Source organism: Micromonospora sp. URMC 106, from assembly GCF_051386395.1.
In the GTDB taxonomy this organism is placed as follows: domain Bacteria; phylum Actinomycetota; class Actinomycetes; order Mycobacteriales; family Micromonosporaceae; genus Micromonospora.
The window spans coordinates 22,353-49,080 of sequence record NZ_JBPQTP010000018.1; the positions used below are offsets into that span (position 1 = coordinate 22,353).

Genomic DNA, 26,728 nt, shown 5'->3' on the forward strand with positions numbered 1-26,728 from the left:
CCGCACGGGCCCGCGCGCCAACGGGCGAGGCGATCGGTTCGCCTGCCCGATTCGAGCCGACCTCACGCGACTGTTCCAGGCCACGATCATGTGCGACGACGACACCCCGGACATGGCGGGCCGCCGGTCATCCGGCGGCCCGCTCGCGTACCCGCCACGTTGGTGCCGATGGCGGCCGAAGCGGGCGCCGTCCGTCCACGCGGCGTCGCCGCCTGACCGTGCGTACGGTGGTCGTCGTCGAATCGCTCTCGCCTGTCGCCGCGCTGGTTGGCAGAATCGTGGCGGTGCGCGAGCGGGTCGAGGCCAATCTGCCGTTCCGCTGGGACCTGGCGACGCCCGACCAACTCGGCTCGATGCTGGCGGGGACGGCCGAGCCGAACCTGTGGTTCGTCGATGACCTGGTGGAGTGCGGCGGCAAGACTCTGGCCCGCAGCGGCAACGGCGACCTGTTGTTCGTCGGCAGGTCTCTGGACTCGATGTTCGACCTTCTCAGCGGCGCGTTGGCGGGTGTCTCCACCGAGCAGCGCCTGGCGCGGCTACCGTTCTCGTTCGCGCGGCGGCCGATCGGGACAGGACGGCACAGGTGGCGGCTCCCGGCTCTGACAGCCGGGCAGCGAGCGGCGGCACGTCGTGTCCTGACGGAGCTGGGTGTGACGCCGCAGGCCCTGGCCCGTCGCACCCGTCCCGTGGTCTTCGTGGACGTGGTCTGGGAGGGCTCGACGTTCACGGAGTTGTTCAACCTGCTGCACGAATGGATCACCGAGGCTCGCGAGCCCTGGGACGTCGTCCGGCGCAAGCTCCGCTTCATCGGTGTCACCCAGCGTCTCCACACGAGCCCCAAGACCTGGCGGTGGCAGCAGCACGCCGGATGGACCCGCTGCCTCCCGGCCAGGGCGGTGGTGAACGTCTCCCTCGACCGCATCGTGTGGTCGTATCTCGGCGACCACCAGACGAAGCTCACCCGATCCTTCCGGCCCGACCGCTGGCACCTGCCCGACGACGGCCCGGACCGTGCGGCCGGGACGCGCCAGGCACTTGCCGAGGCGGTCGCCCTGGTGAGGTACGGCCGCAGCCCTCTCGGACGTCGCGCTCTCGCCCGAGCGATCGACGGCGAGCCCGCGCTGGCCGAGCCCTGGCTGCGCTCCCTGGCCCGCCAACTGAACACCCCGACCTGACGGATGACCGCCGTCCCCGCGCGACCGCGGCGCGATCGTCCTCCGACATTCCGGGCGCCCGACACCTCTCGCCACCCGGTCGACGCGGTGATCGGCGACCCTCCTCAGGGGACTTCTCCACTGCCGAGGCGGTCGTAGCCCCCGCGCATGGATCTTGAGAGGACCGTCGATCTCGGCGACGCGACCGTCCTGTCCACATGTCTCGACGACCACGCGGACGCCGTCGAGCGAGAGCTGCACATCACCGTCCAGCGGGGTCGTCTCGGCCTGCTCGAATGCGTCCTGCGCCACGATCCCGGGCAGTGCAGCCCGGACCGCTGTTCGACTGGTTGTCGAGCGGGGACGTGCCGTTGGAGGCACGCATGGTGTCGGCCATCCGTTGGTCGGTACTCGGCGTACGGACCAGCACGGCGCGGAAAATCATCGGTCAGGCCAGCGCGCCGATCGTGATGGAGCGGCTACATGCCGATGGTTCCGTCGATGCGTTCGCGGAGCAGGTCGGCGTGTCCGTTGTGGCGGGCGTACTCCTCGATCAGGTGGACGAGGACCCAGCGCAGCGAGACGGTACCGCGCCAGCTGTCGTGGCCCTCGACGTCGAGACTGTCGGCGTTGGCGATGAACGTGTCGGCGAATGTGATCTCGTCGTGCCAGGCCCGACGGGCCGCCGCGACGACGGCGGGATCGGCTACGGCGTTGTCGAAGTCGCCGTCGGGGTGGGTTGGGGACGAGAACAGCGGGGGTGCGTGCTGCCCGGCCAGGACCTGGCGGAACCAGCGGCGCTCCACGTCGGCGAGGTGGCGGATCAGACCCAGCAGCGACAGCGTCGATGGTGGCACCGTTCGGCGAGCCAGGTCATCCCCGACGTCCGAGCACTTCAACTTCAGCGTATTGCGCTGGGCTCGCAGCATGTCGTGCAGCAGCTGCCGTTCACTGCCGTTGGCGGGTGCGCTGAACCGGCGGTCATCGGCGGTGGGGAACAGCCCGGCTCTCCTGTGGGTGGCGTCCGGCTGTGCGGTGACCGGCGCGTCGGCGGCGTAGAGGGAGAATCGCTTCGTCAGGGCGGTGATTCGGTTGCGTGGGCCGAACACCGCGACGGCGAGGTAGTGGATCTCGTCCGCGGGTGTCGCGGCGAGCGCGGCCAGGTAGTCGTCGTGCGTGCGGGCCCGTCGGGCGACCTCGTTGAAGGCCACGGTGATCAGGTCGCCGTCGGCGCGCACCGTTCGATGCAGTTCGCGGAGCTGGTCGGCGGTGGCGCTCAGGATCGGCACCGGGTGGGGGTTCAGCCCGGCGTGCGGCTCGCCGGAGCCGTCCTTGGCCTCGGCCGCCGGGGGACGGGGCAGCCGGCCGCCGAGGCTCAACGCGAGCACTGCCGCGGCGTTGGCCGCCCATGCGGCTGGTAGGTCGGCACGGATGACGATCACGAGTTTGGTTGCCGGGGTCATGTGGGGGGGTGCTCCAGGGGGATCGGAGGTCGGTGGTGGCTGTGGTCAGTGGTGGGCGCTACAGATGCGTTGGCGGGCCTGGGAGCGGGCGGCGTCGGCCGGGGTCGTGCCGGTGACGCCGGCGGTGCGCAGGATGTCGGTGAGGCTGTCGGCGATGCCGTGGACCCGGACGGTGGCCTGGGTGGAGGTCTCGTGATGTAGTTCGACGGCGGTGGCGTGGATGATGCCGCCGGCACTCACGATGATGTCCGGGGCCCAGAGGATGCCACGCTGGTGCAGCAGGTCAGCGGTGGCCGGGGTGTCGAGTTGGTTGTTGGCCGGTCCGGCGATCGCGGCGCAGCGCAGTTCCGACACCGTGTGCGGGGTGAGCAGGCCGCCGAGGGCGGCGGGGACGAGCACATCCACGTCGGCGGTCAGGCAGTCCCGCGGGCTGGCCCAGGCCGCGCCGGCGGCGCCGGCGAGCGCACGTCGACTGTCGTCGACGTCGCTTGCCACCAGCGTCGCGCGGGCGTCGGCGAGCATCCGCAGCACGTGGCCGCCGACGCGGCCAAGGCCGAGCACGGCGAAGCTGCGTGTGGACAGATCGGACGATCCGAACCGCTCGGCGCACAGCGCGTGCAGTGCGGCGAGGACGCCGACGGCGGTGTGCTCGGAGGAGTCGCCGCTGCCACCGGCGCCAACCGGTCGGCAGAACGCGTACGGCGTCCGCTCGGCGATCGTCACCATGTCGTCCGGGCCGGTGCCCACGTCCGGGCCCGTCGCGTAGGTGCCGGTCAGGCCGGCGATGACGTCGCCCACATCGTGCAGTACCGCCCGACGGGCGGCGCCGTCCAGTGTCACGCCGGGGGGCAGTGCGACGACGGTCTTACCGCCACCGTTGGGCAGCCCGGCCAGCGCGCACTTGTCCGACATCGCGGCCGAGAGCCGTAGCGCGTCGTCCAGGCCGTCGCGCCAGTGTGGGTAGTGCGCCAGCCGGCATCCGCCGATGGCCTGGCCGAGCGCGGTGGAGTGCACCGCGACGACGATCGGCAGGCCGGATCGTGCGCCCCGCCTGACGACGACGTGTTCGTGCATGGACTCGGTGTCGATGTTGGTCGCGGCCATGATGGCTTCCCCTTCGCCTGCCCGTCAGATCGGGACCGAGATTAGACACCTGAGCGGCAGCGACTGACTCTCACCGAACGTCGTTCGGGGAAAATGGCAAGATCTTGGCCATGGACGAACTTGATGCGGCGATCATCCAGCATCTGCAGACACATGCGCGGCAGACCAACCGCGAACTGGCCCGCGCCGTCGGCATCGCGCCGTCGACCTGCCTCGAGCGTGTGCGGGCGCTGAGGGATCGAGGCGTGATCACCGGCTACCATGCCGAGATCAGCCTGACCGCCCTCAACCGAGGCGTTCAGGCACTACTGCACGTGCAGGTCCGGCCGCTGAGCCGCACCGTCATCGACGGCTTCAAGAAGTACGCGATGGGGCTGCCCGAGGTGCTGTCGGTGTTCGTGGTCGCGGGCGGCGACGACTTCCTCGTCCACGTCGCCGTGCCCGGCGTGGACAGCCTGCACACCTTCCTCATGGACAAGTTCAGCGGACGCCGCGAGATCGTCGGCTTCCGCAGCTCGGTGATCTATCAACACGTCCGGAAACAGGTCGTCGAACCACTCGATCCGTGAGCAACGAAGCGCAATCCCGACCAGCGGATCTGCCTGTTCAGGTGGTGGTGGGCGCGGCAGGTTTCGAACCTGCGACCCCTCGCTTGTAAGTTCCATGACGCTCTGTCCAGAGAGGTCCACTGGCATCCATCACCAGGAGAGATCGACACCTACCACCGCTCCCGACCCGCCCTAAACGTCAGTGAACGGGACGAGAACTGAGACGGATGCCCAGCGAGCTACGAGAGCGGCTAGGCAGCGAGGAACCGACGCCCAACACGGCGAGCGCAGGCGCAGTGCAGTAACGGGCTGGTAGCACGCCGCTGTGACCGTCGATCGTCATGGAGGCTGCCTCTACGCTGCCACGAAGTGTGAGCCAACGATCAACGGAGGACCATGAGCGGCCTCTACGTAGACCCTGACGGCTTGAACGGCCTCTACAACCTGCTTCACCGCGCGTCCGGCGATGCCGCTGCCACTCTGGGCTACGCTACCCGGCTGGTTGGCGCACATTGGTAGCTACCAACCACCGGGGAAGCTACCGCCGATGTCAAGCGGATAACCGGCAACGCCAGCGCCAGCAGGGTCACCACGATGACGGGGGACTGCCAGCCGGCTGCGCGTAGGGCAATCAAGTAGCAGACGTTGCGGGAGCTAGCAAGTCTCTTAACTCCCGAGCCCAGGAGTTTGCCCGAACATCGTGCGGCATTGCCGCACGAAGAGCGCCCTCAAGAATCGTCACATCAGTTGCTGCTTTGGCGCACGTTCCCACGACGTGTCTAAGTGCCACCCCGGCCGCTGCCAGAAGGTCCCGTCCGCGGTAATACGGTGAGGATCCGCGAGGACAAGTCGGCGGCGACTTCAGACGAGTGGCGCCAGTCGCGTACGCCACCAGGACGGACTGTGGCGGATCATGGGAGGCCGTGGCACTTAGAGCGGCGCAGTAGCCGTTAAGGTTCAGTTCAAGGCTCCGCTGATTGATCTTTGACGCTAGATCAACCTGGTCGAAAGCAAGACCCCACGAATAGCAGTAGTTGGCAGCTCGCAGCCGGGACACTGGCTCCACAATGGCGAACAACTTCGCCGTCAGGGCCGAGATTCCTCCAAAATCCTCGATCTTGGTCTGGCTTCCAAGTTCTGTCATCAGCCGACGGAAAGCATCGGTCTGGGATGCCATAGCTTCCAGGTCTGCATTCTCATAAGCGAAGAGCGGAAGGCCTTCGGCCTCCCGGGCGGCAACTTCATCGTCGAAGTCCCGGTCGACCACACAAACGAAGCGAGGAGTTCTCCAGTTGTGAAGTTGCCTTGCGACCTCTATCGCCTGCCTACGACTGCCAGCCGGGAAGTAGGAAAACGTGGACTCGAAAATATTTTCTAGCGACTGCCTATCGCTTGGCCCTTCAACAACTACCACTGGCCGTCGGTCCGCTTGGCGGTGAAGACGAATCCTATCCGCTAGTCGGTCATAGCTCTGCAGGGAGCGCTGTGCGGGAATTGCCATTCTCACACCCCCAACTCCCTGACCAGATCCCATCTCCCATTCACAATTCCTGATGAGTGAGTAGCAAATACGACCTGAAGGTCTGCGATCTTCGCGACCTCCGATATGTCGGTCAGGAAGGCATGTTTCCAGGCCGCATGTAGAGAGATTTCGGGTTCGTCAATAAGCACCATCGAGCCTGGCTGGGCAGAAAACAATAGCATTGTGAACAAGGCAAGGATATGCTGCTCACCGGAAGAAAGTGAAGTTACTGGAATATGAGAGCCGTCCACCGTGGAAGAGAAAGCAAGGGCGCCAGATTTATCCAGGCTTAGCTTTTTATCCAAGAATTTGTCATTAACGATCCGCCTAAGCGCCGTCAACTTATCATTCACTTCACGGAACGGTTCTAGCTTGCGCGCCCAGTCGTTGAGGAATACCGTCAGGATGCGCCGTTCTGTTGCGTCCGTGCCACTGGAAGGGAACTCGACCTCGACGGCCCCTCCCGAAAGCCCACTTCTATGCAGCTCGGCGTGTCGTTCCGCGATTTCTTCGTACCGCTTCTTGAGTTCGACCTCTGGAATGGTCTTTCTCGATCGCTTCAGCACTCGAGCCGCAAAGCTTTGGTCTGCCGCCTGTGACTCCAGCAGCGAAGCGCGCCTCGCGTCGGATACCTGCAGCTTTACCTGTTCTATATACTCGTTGATTCGCGACGGCGCTTGCGGCGGAGGTTCTTCGGCACGATTTTGAACGGGCAGGGTATCCAACCGCTTGGTATCAATCAGGATTGGATTGCGATCACCAATAAGCGACTTGAGCCAGTCGATGTCGCCCAGTTCATCATCCAGGTTGAATGGTGTATCGTCAGAGAGATACCTCAAATTTCGGCCAGGATTGAGGTGTGAAGGTAGCCGTTCACCCGTCCTTCGGTTTATCCAGCCCGAAGCGGTGCGGAACCAGTAGCGGGGGTGGTCGAACGGCTCCGTCCGGTAAAAGATGAGGGGTATTGCGATCTTGCCGATCCTGCCGCCTTTCGGGCCCAACCCTTCTAGGAGGATCTGCTCTTGACCCTCGTCATCGTCCTCCTTGCTGATTGCAAGTCGTCGCTGATTCGAGAATGTAATCTCTAGGCTCTCGAAAGGCATTGCCTTCAAGGTGTGAAAATTCGGCGTAAGCGCGGCTTGCAATAGCCGAAGAATGTGAGTTTTTCCGACGCCGTTAGGCCCCGCAATGATGGTTACCGGACCATCTGAACAGAAGTCAATTACGTGGCTGGCTTTATGAAAAAGGCCCTCGACTGCAAATTTCGTTATGTGCCCCACGCCGCTCCCTGCCTGACGCAATGGAAGGGTTAGGTTACACGGAATTGCCAGTAGGTGGGAGTCGTAAATCCGACACAACATTCGTACCTACAGCTGTTTCCATCCCGTTTGCCACCAACCCACACACCGTTGGAGCGGGCCAGGGCCAGGGCCAGGGCCGAGCGTCCTACTGGACGTACGACCTTGCCGCCCTGGCCCTGGTCTGCTCGGCTTGCCTGGGTCGGTGGCGGTAGGGATGCATCCCATCCCTACCGTCCGCGGACCGGGCTCTCCGACAGGCGCCCGCACTCACGGGTGCACAGGGGCGATCGATACCTCAACTGAGACCAGCCCGCCCCGCCCGCCTGGCCGCCTCGTCCCTCGGGCGCCGGCCCTCTGCCCCATCGTGCCGCCATGGCTTTCTGCAGGGCACGGCGAGATCCTGCACGGGTGCGACGACCCGCATGCCTGCGGCGCTCGCCTGCACAAGACCGCGCCGTGCCCGCCAGGCTGCAAGCGGCACCAGCGAGCCTGCCCACCGCCGTGCCCACCGAGCTGCACCCGGCACGCCAGCAAGTGTCCTCAGCGCCACGGTGGCGGCCTGAAGGAGGTTGACGTGAAGTCTCGGGCCGGGCGGCGCGCCATCGGCATCCCGACGCCCCTGCTCGAAGCGCTCAAGCAGCACAAGGCGACACAGGAGAAGGAACGTGAGACAGCCGCGCAACTCTGGGAGGAAGGCGGTTGGGTCTTCACGCAGCCCAACGGCAGGCCGATCGACCCGCGCGCCGATCACGACGCATGGAAAGCGCTGCTGAAGGAAGCGCACGTGCGGGACGCCCGGTTGCACGACGCCCGACACACCGCCGCGACCATGCTCCTGGTCCTCGGCGTGCCAACCCGCGCCGTCATGGAGGTCATGGGCTGGTCCCAGATGGCCATGACGACGCGCTACCAGCACTTAGCCCCTGAGATTACGGCAGGCATCGCCGAGCAGGTCGCCGGGCTGCTCTGGAACAGGACGAACTGAGACGACAACTGAGACGAAGCGGGGCGCCGGTCATCCGGCGCCCCGCTCGCATGCTGTTCAGAGTGTGGGCGCGGCAGGTTTCGAACCTGCGACCCCTCGCTTGTAAGGCGAGTGCTCTCCCACTGAGCTACGCGCCCGGAACGCCCGTACGGCGGGCCGGAGGCTGGCTAGCTTACCCTGCCACCCCTCGACCCGGTCGTACGGCGTGCCCGGTTGGTCAGGCCGCGACGGCCTCGGCCAGCGCCTTGCGCCAGCCCTGCTGGTCGCGGGCCTCCCCCGGCATGTTCATCTCGGCGAAGCGCACCACGCCCGCCTTGTCGATGACGAAGGTGCCCCGGTTGGCGATGCCGGCGACGTCGTTGAAGACGCCGTACGCCTGGGCGACCGCGCCGTGCGGCCAGAAGTCGGCCAGCAGCGGGAACTGGTAGCCCTCCCGGTCGGCCCAGATCTTGTGGGCGTAGACCGAGTCGACGCTGACGGTCAGCACCTGGACGTCGTCGTTGACGTACTCGTTGAGGTTGTCCCGCACCTCGCACAGCTCACCCTGACAGATGCCGGTGAAGGCCAGCGGGTAGAAGACCAGCAGCACGGTGCGCTTGCCACGGAAGTCCGAGAGCCGGACCTCCTGGTTGTTCTGGTCCTTGAGCACGAAGTCCGGCGCCTCGGCGCCAACCTCGATCGGCATGCGAGCTCCTCAGGAATGGGATCAGGTGGGCATCAGCCTGCCACACCCGGCGGCGGGCGCCGCCAGGTGCCGCCGGACGGCCTACTTCTTGCCCTTGGCCCCGCGACGCAGGACGAGGCGGGCGCCGCTCCAGTCCCGGCCGGCGTTGACGGTCGAGGTCTGCTGGAGGCCCGCGGTGGGCGCGGACTCGGCGATGTCGCTCGGCTCGACGTGCCCCTCGCGCCCGGCCTTGGGCGTGAGCAGCCACACGACACCGTTGTCGGCCAGCGGGCCGAGGGCGTCGACGAGGAGCTCGAAGAGATCACCGTCGCCGTCGCGGTACCAGACCAGCACCGCGTCGACCACCTCGTCGGTGTCCTCGTCGACCAGCTCTCCACAGCGGTCGGTCAGGGCGTCCCGGAGATCCTGGTCGACGTCGTCGTCGTACCCCATCTCCATGACGACCATCCCCGGCTCGATCCCGAACCGGTCCGCCAGGCTGCGTACCCCGTCGGCGGCCTGACCAGCGGTCGCGCTCACTGTCGCGTGCCTCCTCATCTCATCCCTGCCGGCGGCGTCGTGCGACGCCGTCAGGCAAGTCCACACAGTTGTGGCTCCCCGCGCAAGTGGCGCACCGGGTGGAACGGAATTTACCGTGCCAGGAGCGTACGGGCACCCTGGGTAATTGCTTCCTCGGAGACCAGAACCTGACGCGCCGCCGGGCCTAATGGTACAAACGAGTCAACTCCGGCCACTCGCCGCGCGGCGCCGACATATCCGGCGTCGACCAGGGCGGCGATCACGCCCTCGCCGACCCCGCCCGACCTGCGGGTCTCGTCCACCACCAGCACCCGGCCGGTCGCCGCGGCCTCCCGGATGATGTCGGCCACCGGCAGCGGGGCGAGCCAGCGCAGGTCCACCACGCGGGTGCCGATCCCCTCGTCGGCGAGGGCCGCCGCCGCGCGGAGGGACATCCGCACCCCGTTACCGAACGTGATGATCGTGACGTCCTCGGCGGAGCCGACCCCGTAGACCCGGGCCCGGCCGATCGGCACGTGCCCGCCGGTCCACGCGCCGGGCTCGGCGTAGGGGGCCAGCCACTCGCCGTCACCGTCGGCGTAGAGGTCACGGGTGTGGTAGAGCGCGATCGGCTCCAGGAAGACACAGACGCTGCCGTCCACCGCCGCGCTGGCCAGGCAGGTGCGCAGCATGGGCGCCGCGTCGTCCGGCCGTGCCGGCACCGCGATCACCAGGCCGGGCACGTCCCGGAGCACGGCCACCGAGTTGTCGTTGTGGAAGTGCCCGCCGAAGCCCTCCTGGTACGCCAGCCCGGCCACCCGCACCACCATCGGGTTGCGGAACGCCCCCTGCGAGAAGAACTGCATGGTGGCCGCCTCGCCACGCACCTGGTCCTCGGCGTTGTGCAGGTACGCCAGGTACTGGATCTCCGGCACCGGCAGCATCCCGGCCAGCCCGGCACCGAGCCCGAGCCCGAGGATCGAGGTCTCGTCGAGCAGGGTGTCGAAGACCCGGGCGGCGCCGAACCGGTCCCGCAGCCCCTTGGTCACCCCGTACACGCCGCCCTTCACCCCGACGTCCTCGCCGAACACGGCCATCTGCGGGTGGTCGAGCATCCCGTCGGCGAGCGCGGCGTTGATGCTCTGCGCCAGGGTCAGCGGGCCGGTCAGCTCGGGCGGCTTCCCGCCGAACGCCTCCGCCCGGGCGCCGGCGCCGGGGCCGCTGGCCCGGGCCGCCGCGTCGGCCACCGCCCGGGCGACCCGCACCGGCCGCCGCGGGGCCAGCGGCGCCACCACCTCGGCCGGGGCGGCCAGCTTCGGCTCGTCCAGCACCTCCTCGGCGATCCGGCGCACCTGCCAGCCGACCTCGTCGTAACGGGCCAGCAACTCCTCGCCGGTGGCGACGCCCGCCCCGACCAGCAGCCGCGCGGTGCCGACCAGCGGGTCCCGGTCCAGGTCGGCGGCGATCTCCCCGGCGCCGCGGTACGCGGTCTCGGCGTCCGCGCCGGCGTGCCCCATCAGCCGCACCGTCGACAGGTGCAGCACGGCGGGGCGCCGGTGCCGGCGCACCCAGGCCGCCGCCTCGGCCGCCACCTCGTACACCCGCACCAGGTCGCCGCCGTCGGCGGCGAAGTAGCGGATCCCCGGCTTCGCCCGCAGCGTGGTCTCCACCCACCCCTGCGGGGAGCGGACGCTGATGCCCAGGCCGTTGTCCTCGCAGACGAAGAGCACCGGGATGCGCAGGCCGGTGTGGTCGTACCAGCCGGCGGTGTTGAACGCCGCGGTGGCGCTGGCGTGGTTGACGGAGGCGTCGCCGAACGAGCAGACCACGATGGCGTCCGGCGGCCAGGACGCGTGCGCCGCGCCCCCACCGCTGCCGGCGCGCACGCCGTCGCCGGCCCGCCGGCCGGCGGTGTCCAACCGGCGCAGCCGTTCCACCGCCAGCCCCATCCCGACGGCGCGGGGCAGGTGCGAGGCGATGGTGGAGGTGGTCGGGACGACCGCCAGGTCGGCCCGGCCGAAGACCTTGTGCCGCCCGCCGGCGATCGGCTCCCGGCTGGACGCGACCATCCCCCGCAGCACGTCGCGGGCCGCCTCGGCGTACCCCGGCGGGAGCGGCCGGTCCGCGGCGGGGCCGGTCGGCTCGTCCGCCCGGACGGCGTCGCCGGGAGCGGGTGGGCCGGCGGCGGGCCCGGCGTCGACGGGGTGGTCGGCGGGGACGGACGTGGTGGCCTGGCCGGCCGGCTCCGGCCCGGTCGCCTCGGCGGCCTGACCGGCCCGGACGCAGTAGAAGGCGCCCGAGCGGTAGTGCAGCAGGGCCGGGTCGCCGGCGCGCAGGGCGGCGGCGACCGCGGCGTTGCCCTCGTGGCCGGCGGAGCCGATCGTGTAGAACCCCTCGCCGAAGCTGCGCAGCCAGCGCCCGGCGAGGTCTAGCTGGCGGCTGGTCAGCTGGGCGTCGAAGAGGTCCAGCACCCGCGCGCCGGTGAGCGTCGCGTCGTCGGTGACCGGCCGCGCCGGGTCACGCCGCTGCTGCGGGGCGGCCAGCGCGGCCAGCGCCTCCCGGAACCGGTCGTCGAGATCTTGCGGGGTGGTCACGTCGGACAGCATTACCGACGAGCGCCCGGCTCGCCCACTCGGACACGAACCACGCGGGGCGGGTCAGTCCTCGCCGCACGACTCGGGGCAGCCGCCGTCGGAGACCTTCCACACCAGCTCGCGCAGGCTGCCCAGCTCCTCGTCGGTGAGCCCGGCGAGCAGTCGGGAGTCCGACATGACCTCGCGGACCCTCGCCCGGACCCGCCGGCCCTCCTCGGTCACCACCAGCGTCTTCTGCCGCCGGTCCGCCGGGTCGATGCGCCGCTCCACCAGCCCGGCATGCTCCAGCTTGTCGACCAGGGCGGTCACGTTGGACCGGTCGCAGTTCAGCACCTCGGCGAGATCCCGGGCCGGCAGCGGTCGGTCCGGGTCCAGCTCGTGCAGGGCCCGGGCGGCCGCGGGGGTGAGCCCCAACTGGCCGATCTCCAGGCCCTGGTGGTGCCGCATCGCCGAGGCGATGTGCATGATCCGGCGCACCACGTCGCCCGCCAGCCCGGAGCGGTCGCCCGGGTCGAGCCGGGCGGAGGAAACAGTGCGCTGCGCCATGACGTACATCCTACTTGCGGTTCAATAGTTGATAAGCTCTACTATTGAGCAGCTCACGCAAGTAGCGGTGGGCATCCGACGGAGGAGATCCACATGTCCGACCTTTCGGTCCTCGCCATCTCGGGCAGCCTGCGCGACGCGTCGTTCAACACGGCGCTGATCCGGGCCGCGCAGCGCCTCGCCCCCGAAGGGCTGACCATCGAGCAGTACGACGGCCTCGGCGCCATCCCGCCGTTCAGCGAGGACATCGAGGCCGAGCCGCCGGCGGCCGTGGTCGACCTCCGCGAGCGGATCGCGGCGGTGGACGCGCTGCTGATCGCCACCCCGGAGTACAACTACGGCGTGCCGGGCGTGCTGAAGAACGCCCTCGACTGGGCGTCCCGGCCGAGCTTCCCGATCACCTCGTGGGTGTCGCCCCTGGCGCACAAGCCGGTGGCCATCATGGGCGCGGCGCCGACCGGCATGGGCACCGTGCGGGCCCAGCTCCAGCTCCGGCAGCTCTTCCTCTGGACCGACTCGGCCGTGCTCAGCAAGCCGGAGGTCATCGTGACGAACGCGCACGAGAAGCTCGCTCTCGACGGCACCGTCCGGGACGAGACCACGGAGACGCTGCTGCGCGGCCTGCTCGACGCCCTGGCCACCAAGGTTCGGGTGACCCAACTCGCCCTCGCCACCCCCTGACCCTCGGCCGACCGGGCGATCGTGGGGTGGGCGGCGCCGGTCGCGCCGGTGCCCCCGGCGGGGCGTCGCTCCGCCCGACCCCACGATCGCCGAGGGCTCACCTCCCCACCAGCCCACGGCACCACCGGCCAGGGCCGGGGATACCGCGCGGCCCCGAGCACCACCGGCCAACGCGGATGTCGCTCCCCGGGCTTTCCATCCGCCGTCGACGCGCGTACTCTTCGTTCAGAACTTACTGAACGTTCGAAACGAGGAGCTGATGACGGAACTCTCCGCCCAGCGCCGCTACGCCGAGGACGCCGCCGTCGTGCTGAGCGGGCTCGGCCTGCCGCCGGCGTACGGGAAGCTGCTCGGCTGGCTGCTGATCTGCGACCCGCCGGGCCAGACCAGCAGCCAGCTCGCCGAGGGGCTCGGGCTGTCCAAGGGCTCGGTCAGCACCGGCATGCGGCTGCTGGAGAGCAGCGGCCTGGCCCGGCGGGTGCCGGCGCCGGGCCATCGGGGCCACGCGTACGAGGTCAGGCCCGACGCGATCATCCGGATCGCCGCCGACGCCGCCAAGTTCCGGGTGTTCCGCGAACTGATGGAGCAGGGGCTCGCCGTCATCGGCGGCGAGGAAGCGCCCGGCAGCGAGCGGCTGCGGGTGATGCGCGACTTCTACGCGTTCATCGAACGCGAGATGCCCAGGCTCGTCGAACGCTTCGAGTCCGAGTACACGGGGAAGGGAGAGGGCGATGGCTGACGCTGCCATCGAGACGGCGGACCTGGTCAAGACGTACGGCCGCAACCGGGGCCTGACCGGGCTGGACCTGCGGGTCGAGCGCGGCGAGGTGTACGGGTTCCTCGGCCCCAACGGGGCCGGCAAGTCCACCACGATCCGGCTGCTGCTCGACCTGATCCGCCCGACCAGCGGCCGGATCAGCGTGCTCGGCGCCGACCCCCGCCGCGACGGGGTCGCGCTGCGCCGCCGGGTCGGCTACCTGGCCGGCGACTTCGTGGTCGACGGCCGGCAGACCGCCGGCGAGCTGCTCACCTACCTGGGCAACCTGCGCGGCGGGGTGCCGCGGGCCCGGATCGACGAGCTGGCCGCCCGGCTCGACCTGGACCTCGGCCGGCGGATCAAGGGGCTCAGCAAGGGCAACCGGCAGAAGGTCGGCGTCGTGCAGGCGTTCATGCACGACCCGGAACTGCTCGTCCTCGACGAGCCGACCAGCGGCCTGGACCCGTTCCTCCAGCAGGAGTTCCTCGCCATGGTCCGGGAGGCGCGGGCCGACGGGCGGACGGTCTTCATGTCCTCGCACGTGATGAGCGAGGTGCAGCAGACCGCCGACCGGGTCGGCATCATCCGCGAGGGCCGGCTGGTCACCGTGGCCCGGGTCGAGGAGCTGCGCGAACAGGCCGTCCGCCGGGTCGAGATCAGCTTCGCGGACCCGGTCACGGCGGCGGAGTTCGCCGCCCTGCCCGGCGTCAGCGAGGTCGCCGTCACCGGGACCACGCTGCGGTGCCGGCTGGACGGGCGGGCCGACGCGCTGGTCAAGGCCGCCGCCGGGCACACCGTGGTCGGGCTGCTCTCCGAGGAGCCCGACCTGGAGGAGTTGTTCTTCGGCTACTACTCGCGGGAGGAGTCCGTCCGTGCTGCTGCGTGACCCGTTCACCAAGGCGCTGCACGACGCGCGCCGGTCGCTGATCGGCTGGACCGTGGCGATCGTCGCCGTCGGCGCGATGTACGCCTCGTTCTGGCCGACGATGCAGACCCCCGAGATGACCAAGGCGCTGGAGGCGTATCCGGAGGGGGTGCTGGAGGCGTTCAACTACAGCGACCTGACCAGCGCCGCCGGCTACCTCGGCAGCGCCGTCTACGGGCTGCTGGTGCCGCTGCTGGTCGCCGTCTTCGCCATCGCGGCGGGAGCCCGGGCGGTGGCCGGCGACGAGGAGGCCGGCACGCTGGACCTGGTGCTCGCCCACCCGGTCGGCCGGGCACGGCTCGCCCTGCTGCGCTTCGCCGCGGTGGCGGCCGGCATCGTCGCGATCGCCGTCCTGCTCGGCCTGGCCATGGTGGGGCTGAGCGGACCCGCCGAGTTCGACGGGATCGGCGCCGACGGATTCGCCGCGATGACCCTGCACCTCGCCCTGTTCGGGCTGGCCTTCGCCGCACTCGCCTTCGCGGTCGGGGCGGCCACCGGCCGGCGGGCCGCCGCGCTCGGCGCCGGGGCCGGCGTCGCCGTGCTCGGCTACCTGGCCAACTCGGTCTTCCCCCAGGTCGAGGGGCTCACCTGGGCGCGGGAGCTCTCCCCGTTCCACTGGTACCTGGGGGGCTCGCCGCTGGTCGACGGCGTGCAGCCGGTCGGCGCGCTGCTGCTGCTCGGCGTCACCGCCCTGCTCGTCGCGGTCGGCACCGCCGCGTTCACCCGGCGGGATCTCGCCGTCTGAGTGCTGCGGAGGGGCCCCTTGTTCGGCTGTTGGCGGCGGCGAGGGGCCCTTCCCGTCATCTGGCGGTCACCCACGCTCGGGACGCTCCCCAGGTCGGCGAGAACCGGACTCTGGGGAGGATTTCGTGGCACTGTCCCGACGCACCATCCTGTTCACCGGCGCGGCCGTCGGCGCCGCCGGTGCCGTCGCCGCGCTGCCGGCGGCGGCCGGCGCCGAGCCCCTCGGCCCGGCGCCGACGTCGTCCGCCGGCACCCGGCGGCTGCCGTACCCGTTCACCCTCGGGGTGGCCTCCGGCGACCCGGACCACGACGGCTTCGTGCTCTGGACCCGACTGGCGCCGCAGCCGCTGGCCGAGGACGGCCTCGGCGGGATGCCCGACCGGGTCGTCCCGGTGCAGTGGCAGCTCGCCGCCGACGAGCGGTTCCGGCACGTCGTCCGGCGGGGCGTGGCGTGGGCCCGGCCGGGGTCGGCACACAGCGTGCACGTCGAACTGGACGGGCTGCTGCCCGGCCGGGAGTACTTCTACCGCTTCCGCGCCGAGGGTCACCTGTCGCCGGTGGGCCGCACCCGCACCGCGCCCGCGCCGTGGAGCCTGCCGGCCACCCTCGCCATGGGCTTCGCCTCCTGCTCCCAGTACGAGCACGGTTGGTTCACCGCCTACCGCCGGCTGGCCGAGACCGAGCCGGAGCTGATCCTGCACCTCGGCGACTACCAGTACGAGTACGCGAAGGACACGTACAACGTCCCGGGCGGCAACCCCCGCGACCACGAGGGCCCGGAGACCCGGACGCTGGCCAACTACCGGCAGCGGCACGCGCAGTACAAGACCGACGCGGACCTGCAGGCCGCGCACGCCGTCGCGCCGTGGGTGGTGGTCTTCGACGACCACGAGGTGGAGAACAACTGGGCCGACGAGACGCCCGAGGCGCCGGACCCGGACTTCGCCGCGCGGCGGGCGGCGGCGTTTCAGGCGTACTACGAGAACATGCCGCTGCGACGGACCTCGGTCCCGCGCGGCGTCGACATGCAGCTCTACCGGCGGGTGCGCTGGGGCCGGCTGGCCACCTTCCACATGCTCGACACCCGGCAGTACCGCGACGACCAGGCCTGCGGCGACGGCTACCGCAACTGCGCGGCGGCCGCCGACCCGGCCCGGTCGATCACCGGCGCCGAGCAGGAGGCGTGGCTGCTGGACGGCTTCCGCCGCTCCGACGCCCGCTGGGACATCCTCGGCCAGCAGGTGTTCTTCGCCCAGCGGGACAACAACTCCGGGCCGCTGACCGTCACCAGCATGGACGCCTGGGACGGGTACGTCGCCTCCCGGGACCGGATCACCCGGGGCTGGCTGGCCGCCGGGGTGCGCAACCCGGTGGTGCTCACCGGCGACGTGCACGCGCACTGGGCCAGCGACCTGAAGCTGGACTACGCCGACCCGACCTCCCGGACGGTCGGCAGCGAACTGGTCTGCTCCTCGATCACGTCCGGCGGGGACGGCGCGGACTCGGCGACCGGCTCGCACCCCTGGCTGGCGTTCAACCCGCACCTGCGGTTCCAGAACAACCTGCGCGGCTACGTCCGCACCACGATCACCCCGGGCCGGCTCACCGCCGACTTCGACGTGCTGCCGTACGTCAGCCGGCCGGGCGCACCGGCGCACACCCGGGCCACCTTCGTGATCGAGGACCGGGTGCCCGGCCTGCACCTGACGGCGGACAATCCGCTGCCGGCGGCCGCCGCGCGAAGCGCCGCCCCGGGGACCGACCCGGGCCGCCGGACGGTCGAGGCGGAGACCGTCCGCCCCTGACCCCGCCCGACCGCTCCCGCCCCGACCCGGGCGGGGGCGGTCAGCCGGGCAGGAACGAGAGGCGGACCCTGCGGGTGGGGTTGTCGCCGTTGGGGTCGACCAGGCAGAGCGACTGCCAGGTGCCCAGCGCCAGCCGCCCGTCGATCACGGGCAGCGTCGCGTACGGGGGCACGAACGCCGGCAGCACGTGGTCGCGCCCGTGCCCGCGCGAACCGTGCCGGTGCCGCCAGCGGTCGTCGGTGGGCAGCAGGTCGTCCAGCGCGGCGAGCAGGTCGTCGTCGGAGCCGGAGCCGGTCTCGATGAGCGCGAGCCCGGCCGTGGCGTGGGGGACGAAGACGTGCAGCAGGCCGTCGCCCTGCCCGGCGACGAACCGCTCGGCCTCGGCCGTGATGTCCCGGACGGTCGGCCGGGAGCCGGTCTGGACCGTGATCACCTCACTGCGCATACGACGCATTCTGCCCGAGCGGGTCAGCAGCCGCCGCCGGAGTCACCGCCGCCACCGCCGGAGTCCCCGCCACCGGACCAGCCGCCGCCGGAGTCCCCGCCGCTCCACCAGCGGGAGCCGGAACGCTCGGTGTCCGAGTCGTGGTCGCGGCCGCCGTAGCCGGCCCCCACGTCCCCGGTGACTCCCACCGTCGCCGCCTCCGCCCGCGCGGACCCGACGCCCACTCTCCGTGACCGGTCGCGGGCCGACGCCTGCCGGGCCCCGCGCAGCACCGCACCGCCGAGCACGGCCAGCAGAGCCCCGGACAGAAGGATCGTGAGGAGGGCGGCACGCCCCTCGCGCATTCCGAGCCCGCCGCCGGCCATCCCGGCGAATCCGGCCACCACCATGGCCGCGCCGACCAGCGCCATCCGCCTGTTCATGGCGGCAGCCTAGAAGGGCGGGGCAAGGGGGTGTCCGCCCGCCGTCCGGCCCACCGGGGACTGGCCGGATCACCGGTCGCAGAAAGTTACTGACGGGTACCTGTGTTCAGCGTCGCGTCTCGGGGCGGTGGGCGTGACGGGGGATGCCACCAGGGGGCAGGATGGCGCTAGAGACCTATCCCACACAGAACCGAGGGAACGCCTGTGGCTACGGAACGCAAGCGCCCGGTGATCACCGCTGGTCTGCCGAGCCAGCTTCCGGACATCGACCCTGAAGAGACCAGCGAATGGGTCGAGTCACTCGACGGTGTCATCGACGAGCGCGGGAACAAGCGCGCCCGCTACGTCATGCTGCGCCTGCTGGAGCGGGCCCGCGAGCGCCAGGTCGGGGTGCCGTCCCTGACCACCACCGACTACATCAACACCATCCCGCCGGAGCGCGAGCCGTGGTTCCCGGGTGACGAGCACGTGGAGCGGCGGATCCGGGCGTACGTCCGGTGGAACGCGGCCATGCTGGTGCACCGGGCGCAGCGCCCCGAGATCGGCGTCGGCGGGCACATCTCCACCTTCGCCAGCTCGGCCTCCCTCTACGAGGTGGGCTTCAACCACTTCTTCCGGGGCAAGGACCACCCGGGCGGCGGCGACCACATCTTCTACCAGGGCCACGCCTCCCCCGGCATGTACGCGCGGGCGTTCCTCGAGGGTCGGCTGACCGAGCACCAGCTCGACGGGTTCCGCCAGGAGCTGTCCCACCCGGGCGGCGGCCTGCCGTCGTACCCGCACCCGCGGCTGATGCCGGACTTCTGGGAGTTTCCCACCGTCTCGATGGGGCTGGGCGGGCTCAACGCGATCTACCAGGCGCGGTTCAACCGTTACCTGCACCACCGGGGCATCAAGGACACCTCGGACCAGCACGTGTGGGCGTACCTCGGCGACGGCGAGATGGACGAGCCGGAGACGCTCGGCGCGATCGGCGTGGCCGCCCGCGAGGAGCTGGACAACCTCACCTTCGTGATCAACTGCAACCTCCAGCGGCTCGACGGGCCGGTGCGCGGCAACGGCAAGGTCATGCAGGAGCTGGAGGCGTTCTTCCGGGGCGCCGGCTGGAACGTCATCAAGGTGGTCTGGGGCCGTGAGTGGGACCCGCTGCTGGCGGCGGACACCGACGGCGCGCTGGTCAACCTGATGAACACCACGCCCGACGGCGACTACCAGACCTACAAGGCGGAGTCCGGGGCGTACGTCCGGGAGCACTTCTTCGGCCGCGACCCGCGGACCCGCAAGATGGTCGAGCACCTCAGCGACGACGAGATCTGGAACCTCAAGCGGGGCGGGCACGACTACCGCAAGCTCTACGCGGCCTACAAGGCGGCGATGGAGCACACCGGCCAGCCGACCGTGATCCTGGCCAAGACGATCAAGGGCTGGACGCTGGGCTCGCACTTCGAGGGCCGCAACGCCACGCACCAGATGAAGAAGCTGACGCTGGAGGACCTGAAGACCTTCCGCGACCGGCTCTTCCTGGACATCCCGGACAAGGTGCTGGAGGACAACCCCTACCTGCCGCCGTACTACACGCCGGGCGAGAAGTCCGACGAGATCGCCTACCTCAAGGAGCGGCGTCAGCAGCTCGGCGGCTACCTGCCGTCGCGCCGGCCGGGCAGCAAGCGGCTGACCATCCCGGGCCCGGAGCGCTTCGCCGACGTCAAGCGCGGCTCGGGCAAGCAGAAGGTGGCCACCACCATGGCCTTCGTCCGCCTGCTCAAGGACGTGATGAAGGACAAGGAGTTCGGCAAGCGCTGGGTGCCGATCATCCCGGACGAGGCCCGCACCTTCGGCATGGACTCGCTCTTCCCGACGCAGAAGATCTACTCGCCGCACGGCCAGCGCTACACCGCCGTCGACCGGGAGCTGTTCCTGTCGTACAAGGAGGCCATCGGCGGGCAGATCCTGCACGAGGGCATCAACGAGGCCGGCTCGGTCGCCTCGTTCACCGCGGCCGGCTCCTCGTACGCCACGCACGACGAGCCGATGATCCCGATGTACATCTTCTATTCGATGTTCGGGTTCCAGCGCACCGCCGACGGGCTGTGGGCCGCCGCCGACCAGATGGCGCGGGGCTTCCTGCTGGGCGCGACCGCCGGCCGGACCACGCTCAACGGCGAGGGGCTCCAGCACGAGGACGGCCACTCGCACCTGATCGCCGCCACCAACCCGGCGGTGGTCGCGTACGACCCGGCGTTCGCCTTCGAGATCGCGCACATCCTCGAGGACGGCCTGCACCGGATGTACGGCGACAAGCAGGAGAACGTCTTCTACTACCTGACCGTCTACAACGAGCCGATCCTGCAGCCGGCCGAGCCGGAGGGCGTGGACGTCGAAGGGCTGCTCAAGGGCATCTACCGCTACTCCCCCGCCCCGTCGGTGGGCGGCGACGCCCCGAAGGCCAACCTGCTCGCCTCGGGCACCGGCATGCAGTGGGCGCTCAAGGCCCAGCAGTTGCTGGCCCAGGACTGGGGCGTGGCGGCCGACGTCTGGTCGGTGACCTCGTGGACCGAGCTGCGCCGCGACGCGGTGGAGTGCGAGGAGCACAACCTGCTCAACCCGGGCGCGGAGCAGCGGGTGCCGTACATCCAGCGGAAGCTGGCCGACGCCGACGGGCCGAAGGTCGCGGTCAGCGACTGGATGCGCGCGGTGCCGGACCTGATCGCCCGCTGGGTGCCCGGGGACTACACCTCGCTCGGCACGGACGGGTTCGGCATGTCCGACACCCGGCACGCCCTGCGCCGGCACTTCCACGTCGACGCCGAGTCGGTGGTGGTCGCGACGCTGCGGCAGCTCGCCCTGCGCGGCGCGGTGCCGGCGAACGTCCCCGCCGAGGCGGCCAAGAAGTACGCCATCGAGGACGTCAACGCCGCCCCGGTCGGCGAGACCGGCGGCGACAGCTAGGTCGCGTCCGGGACGCAACGGCGAGGGTGTCGGCGGTGGCCCGTAGCCGGTCCCCGGCGCCGGACAGCACCGGCTCGCCGTGCCCGAAGCAGGCCACGTCGGAGTCGAGCGCGGCGAGCCGACGAAACGCCGCGGCGGTGCGGGCCCGGTCGAGGTGGAACACGCCGAAGATGACCTCACCGCCGTACTCGGCGGCCACGTCGCCGGTGAACAGGACGCGGTGGCGGGGCAGGTACAACGCGATGCTGCCATCGGTGTGCCCGGGCACGGCGAGCACCTGCGCGCCGTCGCCGAAGTCCAGTACGTCACCGTCGGAGACCTCCCGGTCCACCCGCACTGGCGGGGCCGGCGGGAGTCCGGCGGCGACCTGAGCGTGCAGGCCGCGTTCGAATTCGGTGAAGTTCGGCGGCGGGCCGGGCCGCTCGCCGCGCAGCACCGGCGCGTCCTGTCTGTGCGCGACGACCTCCACGTCACCCCACGCGGCCACCTCCGCCGCCGCGCCGGCGTGGTCGTCGTGGAAGTGGGTGAGGACCAGGCGGCGCAGGTCGGTCGGGGCGAGGCCGAGGCCGCGCAGGGCCGCCTCGATCGCCGGCCCGGACCCGGCGGGGCCGGCATCGACCAGGGTCACGCCGTCCTCGCCGGTCCAGAGGTACGCCTGGTAGCGGCCGAGCATGAGTCGGTACAGGCGGCGACGGAGTCGTTCACTGCTCATCGAAGCAGCGTAGGGAACACGGGAGGCGACCTCGACGATCGTCTGCCGACGGCAGAACGCTGGCACCCCGGCGGTGAGCCGGCGTGCGGCGGCGAGTCGGTGGTGGCCCGGAGTCCCTGGCGGGGACACCGGGCCACCACCGTCGCGCGGGCGACGCCAGGACCGGCCCGGTCAGCCGACGGCGGCCAGGTCGGTCAGCCGGGCGAGCGAGTCCTCCAGGTCGGCGCCGACCCTGCGCAGGCCGAGGCGGAGCAGGGCGGCCTTCACCGGACCGGCGGGCCAGCGCACGACGATGAGCCGCACGATCGTCCCGCCCTCCCCCTCGTCCGCGGTGAGCTGGACGTAGATCTCGGTGCGCGCCTCCGCCCGGGCACCGGCGCCCTTCGCGCGTTCGCGCCAACCGATCAGGGTCGGCTCCTGGTAGGCGATCACCTCGGCCTCATGCGCCGCGCCACGTCCGGCCTGGACCAGTTGTCGGCGCCCGAAGCCCTCTCCCGAGAGCACCTCGGCCGCACGGACCCCCGCCAGCCAGGCCGGCAACTGCTCGGCCCGCTGCACGACGTCCCAGACCGCTTCCACTGGCGCCATCACGTGCGCACTGCGTTCCACGAGGATCATTTCCGTCTTTCCTCCAGTGAGGACATCCCACGATATCGGCACTCTATGCGCAAATTCGGACGTACCAGGACGGGTTTGGAAAAGACACGCCGAAATCCATTGCGCCGCGGCGTCGTACGGCCTATGGCGCATCGCCCCACCGACCCCTAGAGTCGCGAGCACGATTCGCGTACGCCGGGAGGGCGCATGTCGACCGCAGCGATGCCCGAGTTCCCCGCCGGATTCCGCTGGGGAGTGTCCACCTCCGCCTACCAGATCGAGGGCGGCACCGACGCCGACGGGCGTGGACCGTCCATCTGGGACACCTTCGCCCACGCCCCCGGCCGGATCGCCGACGGCAGCACCGGCGACGTGGCCTGCGACCACTACCACCGACACGCCGAGGACGTCGCGCTGCTGGCCGGGCTGGGCGTCTCGGCGTACCGCTTCTCGATCGCCTGGCCGAGGGTGCGGCCCACCGGCGACGGTCCGGTCAACGCCGCCGGGCTGGACTTCTACGACCGGCTGGTAGACGACCTGCTCGCCCACGGAGTCGACCCGGTCGCCACCCTCTTCCACTGGGACCTGCCCCAGCCCCTCGAGGACGCCGGCGGCTGGCTGAACCGGGACACCGCCCACCGCTTCGCCGAGTACGCCGACGCCACCGCGGCCCGCCTCGGCGACCGGGTCAAGCTCTGGATCACCCTGAACGAGCCGTTCATCCACATGAGCCTCGGCCACGCCACGGGCGAGCACGCCCCCGGCCGGACGCTGCTCTTCGACGCCTTCCCGGTCGCCCACCACCAGCTCCTCGGCCACGGCCTCGCCGTCGCCGCGCTGCGGGCGCGCGGCACGAGCCCGGTCGCGATCGCGAACAACTACTCGCCCGTGCGGCTCGCGGGGGACACCGACGCCGACCGGGCGGCGGGCGCGGCGTACGAGGCGCTGCACAACCGGCTCTTCACCGATCCGCTGCTCGGCCGGGGCTACCCCGCCGGGCTCGGCTTCGACGAGGCCGTGGTGCGCGCCGGCGACCTGGACCTCGTCGCCGCCCCGATCGACGTGCTGGGGGTCAACTACTACAACCCGACCGGCGTACGCGCCCCGGCGGAGGGCTCGCCCCTGCCGTTCGAGCTGGTGCCGCTGGAGGGATACCCGCGCACCGCCTTCGACTGGCCGGTCGCCCCGGACGGGCTGCGGGAGCTGCTCGGCTGGCTGCGCCGCACGTACGGCGACGACCTGCCGCCGATCCAGGTCACCGAGAGCGGCTGCGCGTACGACGACGTGCCCGACGCCGACGGCCGGGTGCACGACCCGGAGCGCGTCGCCTACCTCGACGGGCACCTGCGCGCCGTGCGCGCCGCCATCGACGACGGGGTGGACGTGACCGGCTACTTCGTCTGGTCGCTGCTGGACAACTGGGAGTGGGCCGAGGGCTTCACCAAGCGCTTCGGCCTGGTGCACGTCGACTTCGACACGCAAACCCGTACCCCCAAGTCCTCGTACGCCTGGTTCCGTGACCTAATCAACCGGTCGTGACCACCGTCGACCCGACGCCCGCGTCGCTGCCGGCGGCGCTCGCCGAACCGACCGTGCCGGTCCGGCGGAGCTGGATCGCGCTGGTCTTCGCCGCGAACCTCGGGGTGTGGATGGCGTTCTTCACGCCGATCCAGGTGCTGCTGCCGCAGCAGGTGGAGCGGATCGCGCCGGCCGACAAGGAGGCCATGCTCGCCGTGGTCACCGGCCTCGGCGCGCTCGCCGCGGTGCTCGCCAATCCCCTGGCCGGGGCGCTGTCGGACCGGACCTGCCCGCGGCTGGGCGGGCGGGAGTTCGGCCGGCGGCACGTCTGGACCGCGGGCGGGGCGGTGCTCGGCGCGGCGGCCCTGGTGCTGCTGGCGCAGCAGCGGAGCGTCGCCGGGGTCGCGCTCGGCTGGGTCGCCGCACAGGTCTGCTTCAACGCGATGCTGGCCAGCCTCACCGCCGCCGTGCCGGACCGGGTGCCGGTCGCCCAGCGGGGCGGCGTCTCCGGCTGGGTCGGCATCCCCCAGGCCCTGGGGCTCGTGCTCGGCGTGGTGCTGGTGACCGCCGTGGTGCGCGGCACCGCCGCCGGCTACGCCACGGTGGCGCTGGCGGTGCTGCTGCTGGCCCTGCCGTTCGCGCTGCTCACCGCCGACGACCCGCTGCCCCGGGTGCACCGGCCGGCGCTGCGGCCGCGCGCCCTGCTCGCCTCGATGTGGGTGTCGCCGCGCCGCCACCCCGACTTCGGCTGGGCCTGGATCACCCGGTTCCTGGTCCAGCTCGGCAACGCGCTCGGCACGCTCTACCTGCTCTACTTCCTCACCGACGAGGTGCGCCACGCCGACCCCGAGGGCGGCCTGCTGGTGCTGATCCTGCTCTACACGGCCGGCCTGGCGGGCACCGCCGTGGTGGCCGGGCGGCTGTCGGACCGCACCGGCCGGCGGAAGGTCTTCGTGATCACCGCCGGCGGGATCATGGCGGTCGCCGCGCTGCTGCTCGCCGTCGCGCCGCTCTGGCCGGTGGCCGTGGCCGCCGCGCTCCTGCTCGGCGCCGGCTACGGGGTCTACCTGTCGGTCGACGCCGCGCTGATCACCCAGGTGCTGCCGGCCGCGGCGGACCGGGCGAAGGACCTCGGCGTCATCAACATCGCCAACTCCGCCCCGCAGGTGCTCGGGCCGGCCCTCTCCGCCCCGCTCGTGGTGCACCTGGGCGGCTATCCCGCGCTCTACGCGGTCACCGCGGCGGTCACCGTGCTCGGCAGCGTCCTGGTGCTGAAGATCCGCTCGGTGCCCTGAGCCGCACCCCTGGCGGAATCCGGTCGCGGGCCGCCGTAGGCTGGAGGCGTGACGGTACGTGTACGCTTCGCCCCTTCCCCGACCGGTATGTTCCACGTCGGCGGCGCCCGCTCGGCGCTGCAGAACTGGATCTACGCCAAGCAGCAGGGCGGGGTGTTCGTGCTCCGCATCGAGGACACCGACGCGGCGCGCAACAAGCCGGAGTGGACCGAGGGCATCCTCTCGGCGCTCGACTGGATCGGCATCGAACGCGGCAGCTACGAGGGCCCGCACTTCCAGTCGCAGTACGCCGGCGAGCACCGCGCCGCCGCCGCGCGGCTGCACGAGTCCGGCCGGGCGTACTACTGCGACTGCACCCGGGAGGCCGTGCAGGCCCGCACCGGCTCGCAGTACCAGGGCTACGACGGCTTCTGCCGGGACCGGGGCCTGGAGCCCGGCGAGGGCCGCGCCCTGCGCTTCCGCACGCCGGACGAGGGCGAGACCGTGGTCGTCGACCTGATCCGCGGCGAGCCGACCTTCGAGAACAAGCTGATCGAGGACTTCGTCATCGCCCGGGGCGACGGCTCGCCGGTCTTCCTGCTGGCCAACGTGGTCGACGACATGACCATGGGGATCACCCACGTGATCCGGGCCGAGGAGCACCTGCCCAACACCCCCAAGCAGCAGCTGCTGTGGGACGCCCTCGGGGTCAAGCCGCCCGTCTGGGCGCACGTGCCGGTGGTGGTCAACGAGAAGCGGCAGAAGCTCTCCAAGCGCCGCGACAAGGTCGCCCTGGAGGCGTACCGGGACGAGGGCTACCTCGCCGCGGCGATGCGCAACTACCTGATGCTGCTCGGCTGGGCGCCCTCGGGCGACCGGGAGATCGTGCCGTGGTCGGTGATCGAGGAGGAGTTCCGGCTGGCCGAGGTCAACCCCTCGCCGGCGTTCTTCGACGAGAAGAAGCTGCGCGCGTTCAACGGCGAGTACATCCGGGCGCTGCCGGTGGAGGAGTTCGTCGAGGTCTGCCGGCCGTGGCTGACCGGCACCGGCACGATCGCCCCGCCGCCGTGGCAGCCGGAGGAGTTCGACGCGGACGCCTTCGCGGCCGTGGCCCCGCTGGCGCAGACCCGCATCGCGGTGCTCAGCGAGATCGTGCCGAACGTCGACTTCCTCTTCCTCGCCTCGCCGCTGATCGACGAGGCCGCCTGGGCCAAGGCGATGAAGGAGGGCTCGGCGGAGCTGCTGGACGCCGCCACGGCGGCGTTCGAGGCGCTGGAGTCCTGGGACGCGGAGACGCTGAAGTCGACGCTGGAGGCGGTCGGCGCCGAGCGCGGCCTCAAGCTCGGCAAGGCCCAGGCGCCGGTCCGCGTCGCGGTCACCGGCCGCACCGTCGGCCTGCCGCTGTTCGAGTCGCTGGAGGTGCTCGGTCGCGAGCGCACGCTCAGCCGGCTGCGCGCCGCCCGGGTCCGGCTGGTCTGAGCAGGATCGGGTGGGACGAT

At 70.9% G+C, this 26,728-nt stretch carries 23 protein-coding genes, 1 tRNA gene and 1 pseudogene; 12 read left to right on the forward strand and 13 right to left on the reverse strand.

The annotated features are described in order from the left end of the window. Positions 1–284: 284 nt before the first annotated feature. A complete protein-coding gene (locus ACSNOB_RS08820) occupies positions 285–1,175 on the forward strand; it encodes a hypothetical protein (protein WP_436686082.1) in 891 nt (296 codons plus the stop codon). 458 nt (positions 1,176–1,633) lie between these two features. Here ACSNOB_RS08820 and ACSNOB_RS08825 read toward each other — a convergent pair whose 3' ends face one another. The 3 genes and pseudogenes from ACSNOB_RS08825 to ACSNOB_RS08835 form a co-directional block, all read right to left on the reverse strand. After that, positions 1,634–2,083 (reverse strand): DinB family protein, encoded by a 450-nt coding sequence (locus ACSNOB_RS08825; protein ID WP_436686126.1) that lies wholly within the window; start codon positions 2,081–2,083, stop codon positions 1,634–1,636. 138 nt (positions 2,084–2,221) lie between these two features. Next, positions 2,222–2,617: pseudogene (locus ACSNOB_RS08830) on the reverse strand (DUF2000 domain-containing protein); the annotation flags it as partial. A gap of 45 nt (positions 2,618–2,662) precedes the next feature. Then, a complete protein-coding gene (locus ACSNOB_RS08835) occupies positions 2,663–3,721 on the reverse strand; it encodes a Glu/Leu/Phe/Val dehydrogenase dimerization domain-containing protein (protein WP_436686083.1) in 1,059 nt (352 codons plus the stop codon). A 110-nt stretch (positions 3,722–3,831) separates the two neighbouring features. Between ACSNOB_RS08835 and ACSNOB_RS08840 the strand changes: the two genes are divergently transcribed. Further along, positions 3,832–4,290 carry an Lrp/AsnC family transcriptional regulator gene (locus tag ACSNOB_RS08840; RefSeq protein ID WP_436686084.1) on the forward strand — a complete coding sequence of 153 codons (459 nt, stop codon included), beginning with the start codon at positions 3,832–3,834 and terminating at the stop codon, positions 4,288–4,290. A gap of 1,482 nt (positions 4,291–5,772) precedes the next feature. Here the strand turns inward: ACSNOB_RS08840 and ACSNOB_RS08845 are convergent. Then, a complete protein-coding gene (locus tag ACSNOB_RS08845; RefSeq protein WP_436686085.1) occupies positions 5,773–7,071 on the reverse strand; it encodes an AAA family ATPase in 1,299 nt (432 codons plus the stop codon). Between the two features lie 595 nt (positions 7,072–7,666). On the opposite strand from ACSNOB_RS08845, the gene ACSNOB_RS08850 reads away from it, so the two are divergent. Continuing rightward, positions 7,667–8,077 (forward strand): tyrosine-type recombinase/integrase, encoded by a 411-nt coding sequence (locus ACSNOB_RS08850; RefSeq protein WP_436686086.1) that lies wholly within the window; start codon positions 7,667–7,669, stop codon positions 8,075–8,077. 65 nt (positions 8,078–8,142) lie between these two features. On the opposite strand, the gene ACSNOB_RS08855 is transcribed toward ACSNOB_RS08850, so the two are convergent. The 5 genes from ACSNOB_RS08855 to ACSNOB_RS08875 all read right to left on the reverse strand — a co-directional run bounded on the left by ACSNOB_RS08855 (position 8,143) and on the right by ACSNOB_RS08875 (position 12,400). After that, positions 8,143–8,214, reverse strand: a tRNA-Val gene (locus ACSNOB_RS08855). 80 nt (positions 8,215–8,294) lie between these two features. After that, positions 8,295–8,762 (reverse strand): peroxiredoxin, encoded by a 468-nt coding sequence (locus ACSNOB_RS08860; RefSeq protein ID WP_091104391.1) that lies wholly within the window; start codon positions 8,760–8,762, stop codon positions 8,295–8,297. 81 nt (positions 8,763–8,843) lie between these two features. Beyond that, a complete protein-coding gene (locus ACSNOB_RS08865; protein ID WP_393103134.1) occupies positions 8,844–9,281 on the reverse strand; it encodes a DUF3052 domain-containing protein in 438 nt (145 codons plus the stop codon). A 110-nt stretch (positions 9,282–9,391) separates the two neighbouring features. Further along, positions 9,392–11,866: a thiamine pyrophosphate-dependent enzyme gene (locus tag ACSNOB_RS08870; RefSeq protein WP_436686087.1), complete on the reverse strand. Its 2,475-nt coding sequence runs from the start codon at positions 11,864–11,866 to the stop codon at positions 9,392–9,394. Between the two features lie 51 nt (positions 11,867–11,917). Then, positions 11,918–12,400, reverse strand: a complete 483-nt coding sequence (locus ACSNOB_RS08875; protein WP_436686088.1) for a MarR family winged helix-turn-helix transcriptional regulator — start codon at positions 12,398–12,400, stop codon at positions 11,918–11,920. A 93-nt stretch (positions 12,401–12,493) separates the two neighbouring features. Between ACSNOB_RS08875 and ACSNOB_RS08880 the strand changes: the two genes are divergently transcribed. From ACSNOB_RS08880 to ACSNOB_RS08900, 5 genes are all read left to right on the forward strand, one after another. Then, a complete protein-coding gene (locus ACSNOB_RS08880) occupies positions 12,494–13,081 on the forward strand; it encodes an NADPH-dependent FMN reductase (protein WP_393103128.1) in 588 nt (195 codons plus the stop codon). Positions 13,082–13,340: 259 nt separating this feature from the next. Further along, entirely contained in the window at positions 13,341–13,820 is a 480-nt protein-coding gene (locus tag ACSNOB_RS08885) for a GbsR/MarR family transcriptional regulator (protein WP_436686089.1), read from the forward strand. Next, on the forward strand, positions 13,813–14,724 hold the full coding sequence (locus tag ACSNOB_RS08890; protein WP_393103124.1) for an ABC transporter ATP-binding protein: 912 nt from the start codon (positions 13,813–13,815) through the stop codon (positions 14,722–14,724). The genes ACSNOB_RS08885 and ACSNOB_RS08890 overlap by 8 nt, the downstream gene beginning before the upstream one ends. Next, positions 14,711–15,508 (forward strand): ABC transporter permease subunit, encoded by a 798-nt coding sequence (locus tag ACSNOB_RS08895; RefSeq protein WP_436686090.1) that lies wholly within the window; start codon positions 14,711–14,713, stop codon positions 15,506–15,508. Before ACSNOB_RS08890 ends, ACSNOB_RS08895 begins: the two co-directional genes overlap by 14 nt. A gap of 124 nt (positions 15,509–15,632) precedes the next feature. Next, positions 15,633–17,312 carry an alkaline phosphatase D family protein gene (locus tag ACSNOB_RS08900; RefSeq protein ID WP_436686091.1) on the forward strand — a complete coding sequence of 560 codons (1,680 nt, stop codon included), beginning with the start codon at positions 15,633–15,635 and terminating at the stop codon, positions 17,310–17,312. Positions 17,313–17,352: 40 nt separating this feature from the next. On the opposite strand, the gene ACSNOB_RS08905 is transcribed toward ACSNOB_RS08900, so the two are convergent. Then, a complete protein-coding gene (locus ACSNOB_RS08905) occupies positions 17,353–17,757 on the reverse strand; it encodes a YjbQ family protein (protein ID WP_436686092.1) in 405 nt (134 codons plus the stop codon). Between the two features lie 23 nt (positions 17,758–17,780). Beyond that, positions 17,781–18,179 (reverse strand): hypothetical protein, encoded by a 399-nt coding sequence (locus ACSNOB_RS08910; protein WP_436686093.1) that lies wholly within the window; start codon positions 18,177–18,179, stop codon positions 17,781–17,783. A 204-nt stretch (positions 18,180–18,383) separates the two neighbouring features. Here ACSNOB_RS08910 and aceE point away from each other — a divergent pair, with 204 nt between their 5' ends. Further along, a complete protein-coding gene (gene aceE, locus ACSNOB_RS08915; RefSeq protein WP_436686094.1) occupies positions 18,384–21,128 on the forward strand; it encodes a pyruvate dehydrogenase (acetyl-transferring), homodimeric type in 2,745 nt (914 codons plus the stop codon). On the opposite strand, the gene ACSNOB_RS08920 is transcribed toward aceE, so the two are convergent. Continuing rightward, on the reverse strand, positions 21,088–21,840 hold the full coding sequence (locus ACSNOB_RS08920; protein ID WP_436686095.1) for an MBL fold metallo-hydrolase: 753 nt from the start codon (positions 21,838–21,840) through the stop codon (positions 21,088–21,090). The genes aceE and ACSNOB_RS08920 overlap by 41 nt on opposite strands. Before the next feature lie 171 nt (positions 21,841–22,011). Then, a complete protein-coding gene (locus ACSNOB_RS08925; protein ID WP_436686096.1) occupies positions 22,012–22,458 on the reverse strand; it encodes an SRPBCC family protein in 447 nt (148 codons plus the stop codon). A gap of 186 nt (positions 22,459–22,644) precedes the next feature. Between ACSNOB_RS08925 and ACSNOB_RS08930 the strand changes: the two genes are divergently transcribed. The 3 genes from ACSNOB_RS08930 to gltX are packed head-to-tail and all read left to right on the forward strand — an operon-like array spanning position 22,645 to position 26,708. Then, a complete protein-coding gene (locus ACSNOB_RS08930) occupies positions 22,645–23,976 on the forward strand; it encodes a GH1 family beta-glucosidase (protein WP_436686097.1) in 1,332 nt (443 codons plus the stop codon). Next, positions 23,973–25,250, forward strand: coding sequence for an MFS transporter (locus ACSNOB_RS08935; protein WP_436686098.1), 1,278 nt, complete (start codon positions 23,973–23,975; stop codon positions 25,248–25,250). Before ACSNOB_RS08930 ends, ACSNOB_RS08935 begins: the two co-directional genes overlap by 4 nt. A 48-nt stretch (positions 25,251–25,298) precedes the next feature. Then, positions 25,299–26,708: a glutamate--tRNA ligase gene (gltX, locus tag ACSNOB_RS08940; protein WP_436686100.1), complete on the forward strand. Its 1,410-nt coding sequence runs from the start codon at positions 25,299–25,301 to the stop codon at positions 26,706–26,708. Positions 26,709–26,728: the final 20 nt, after the last annotated feature.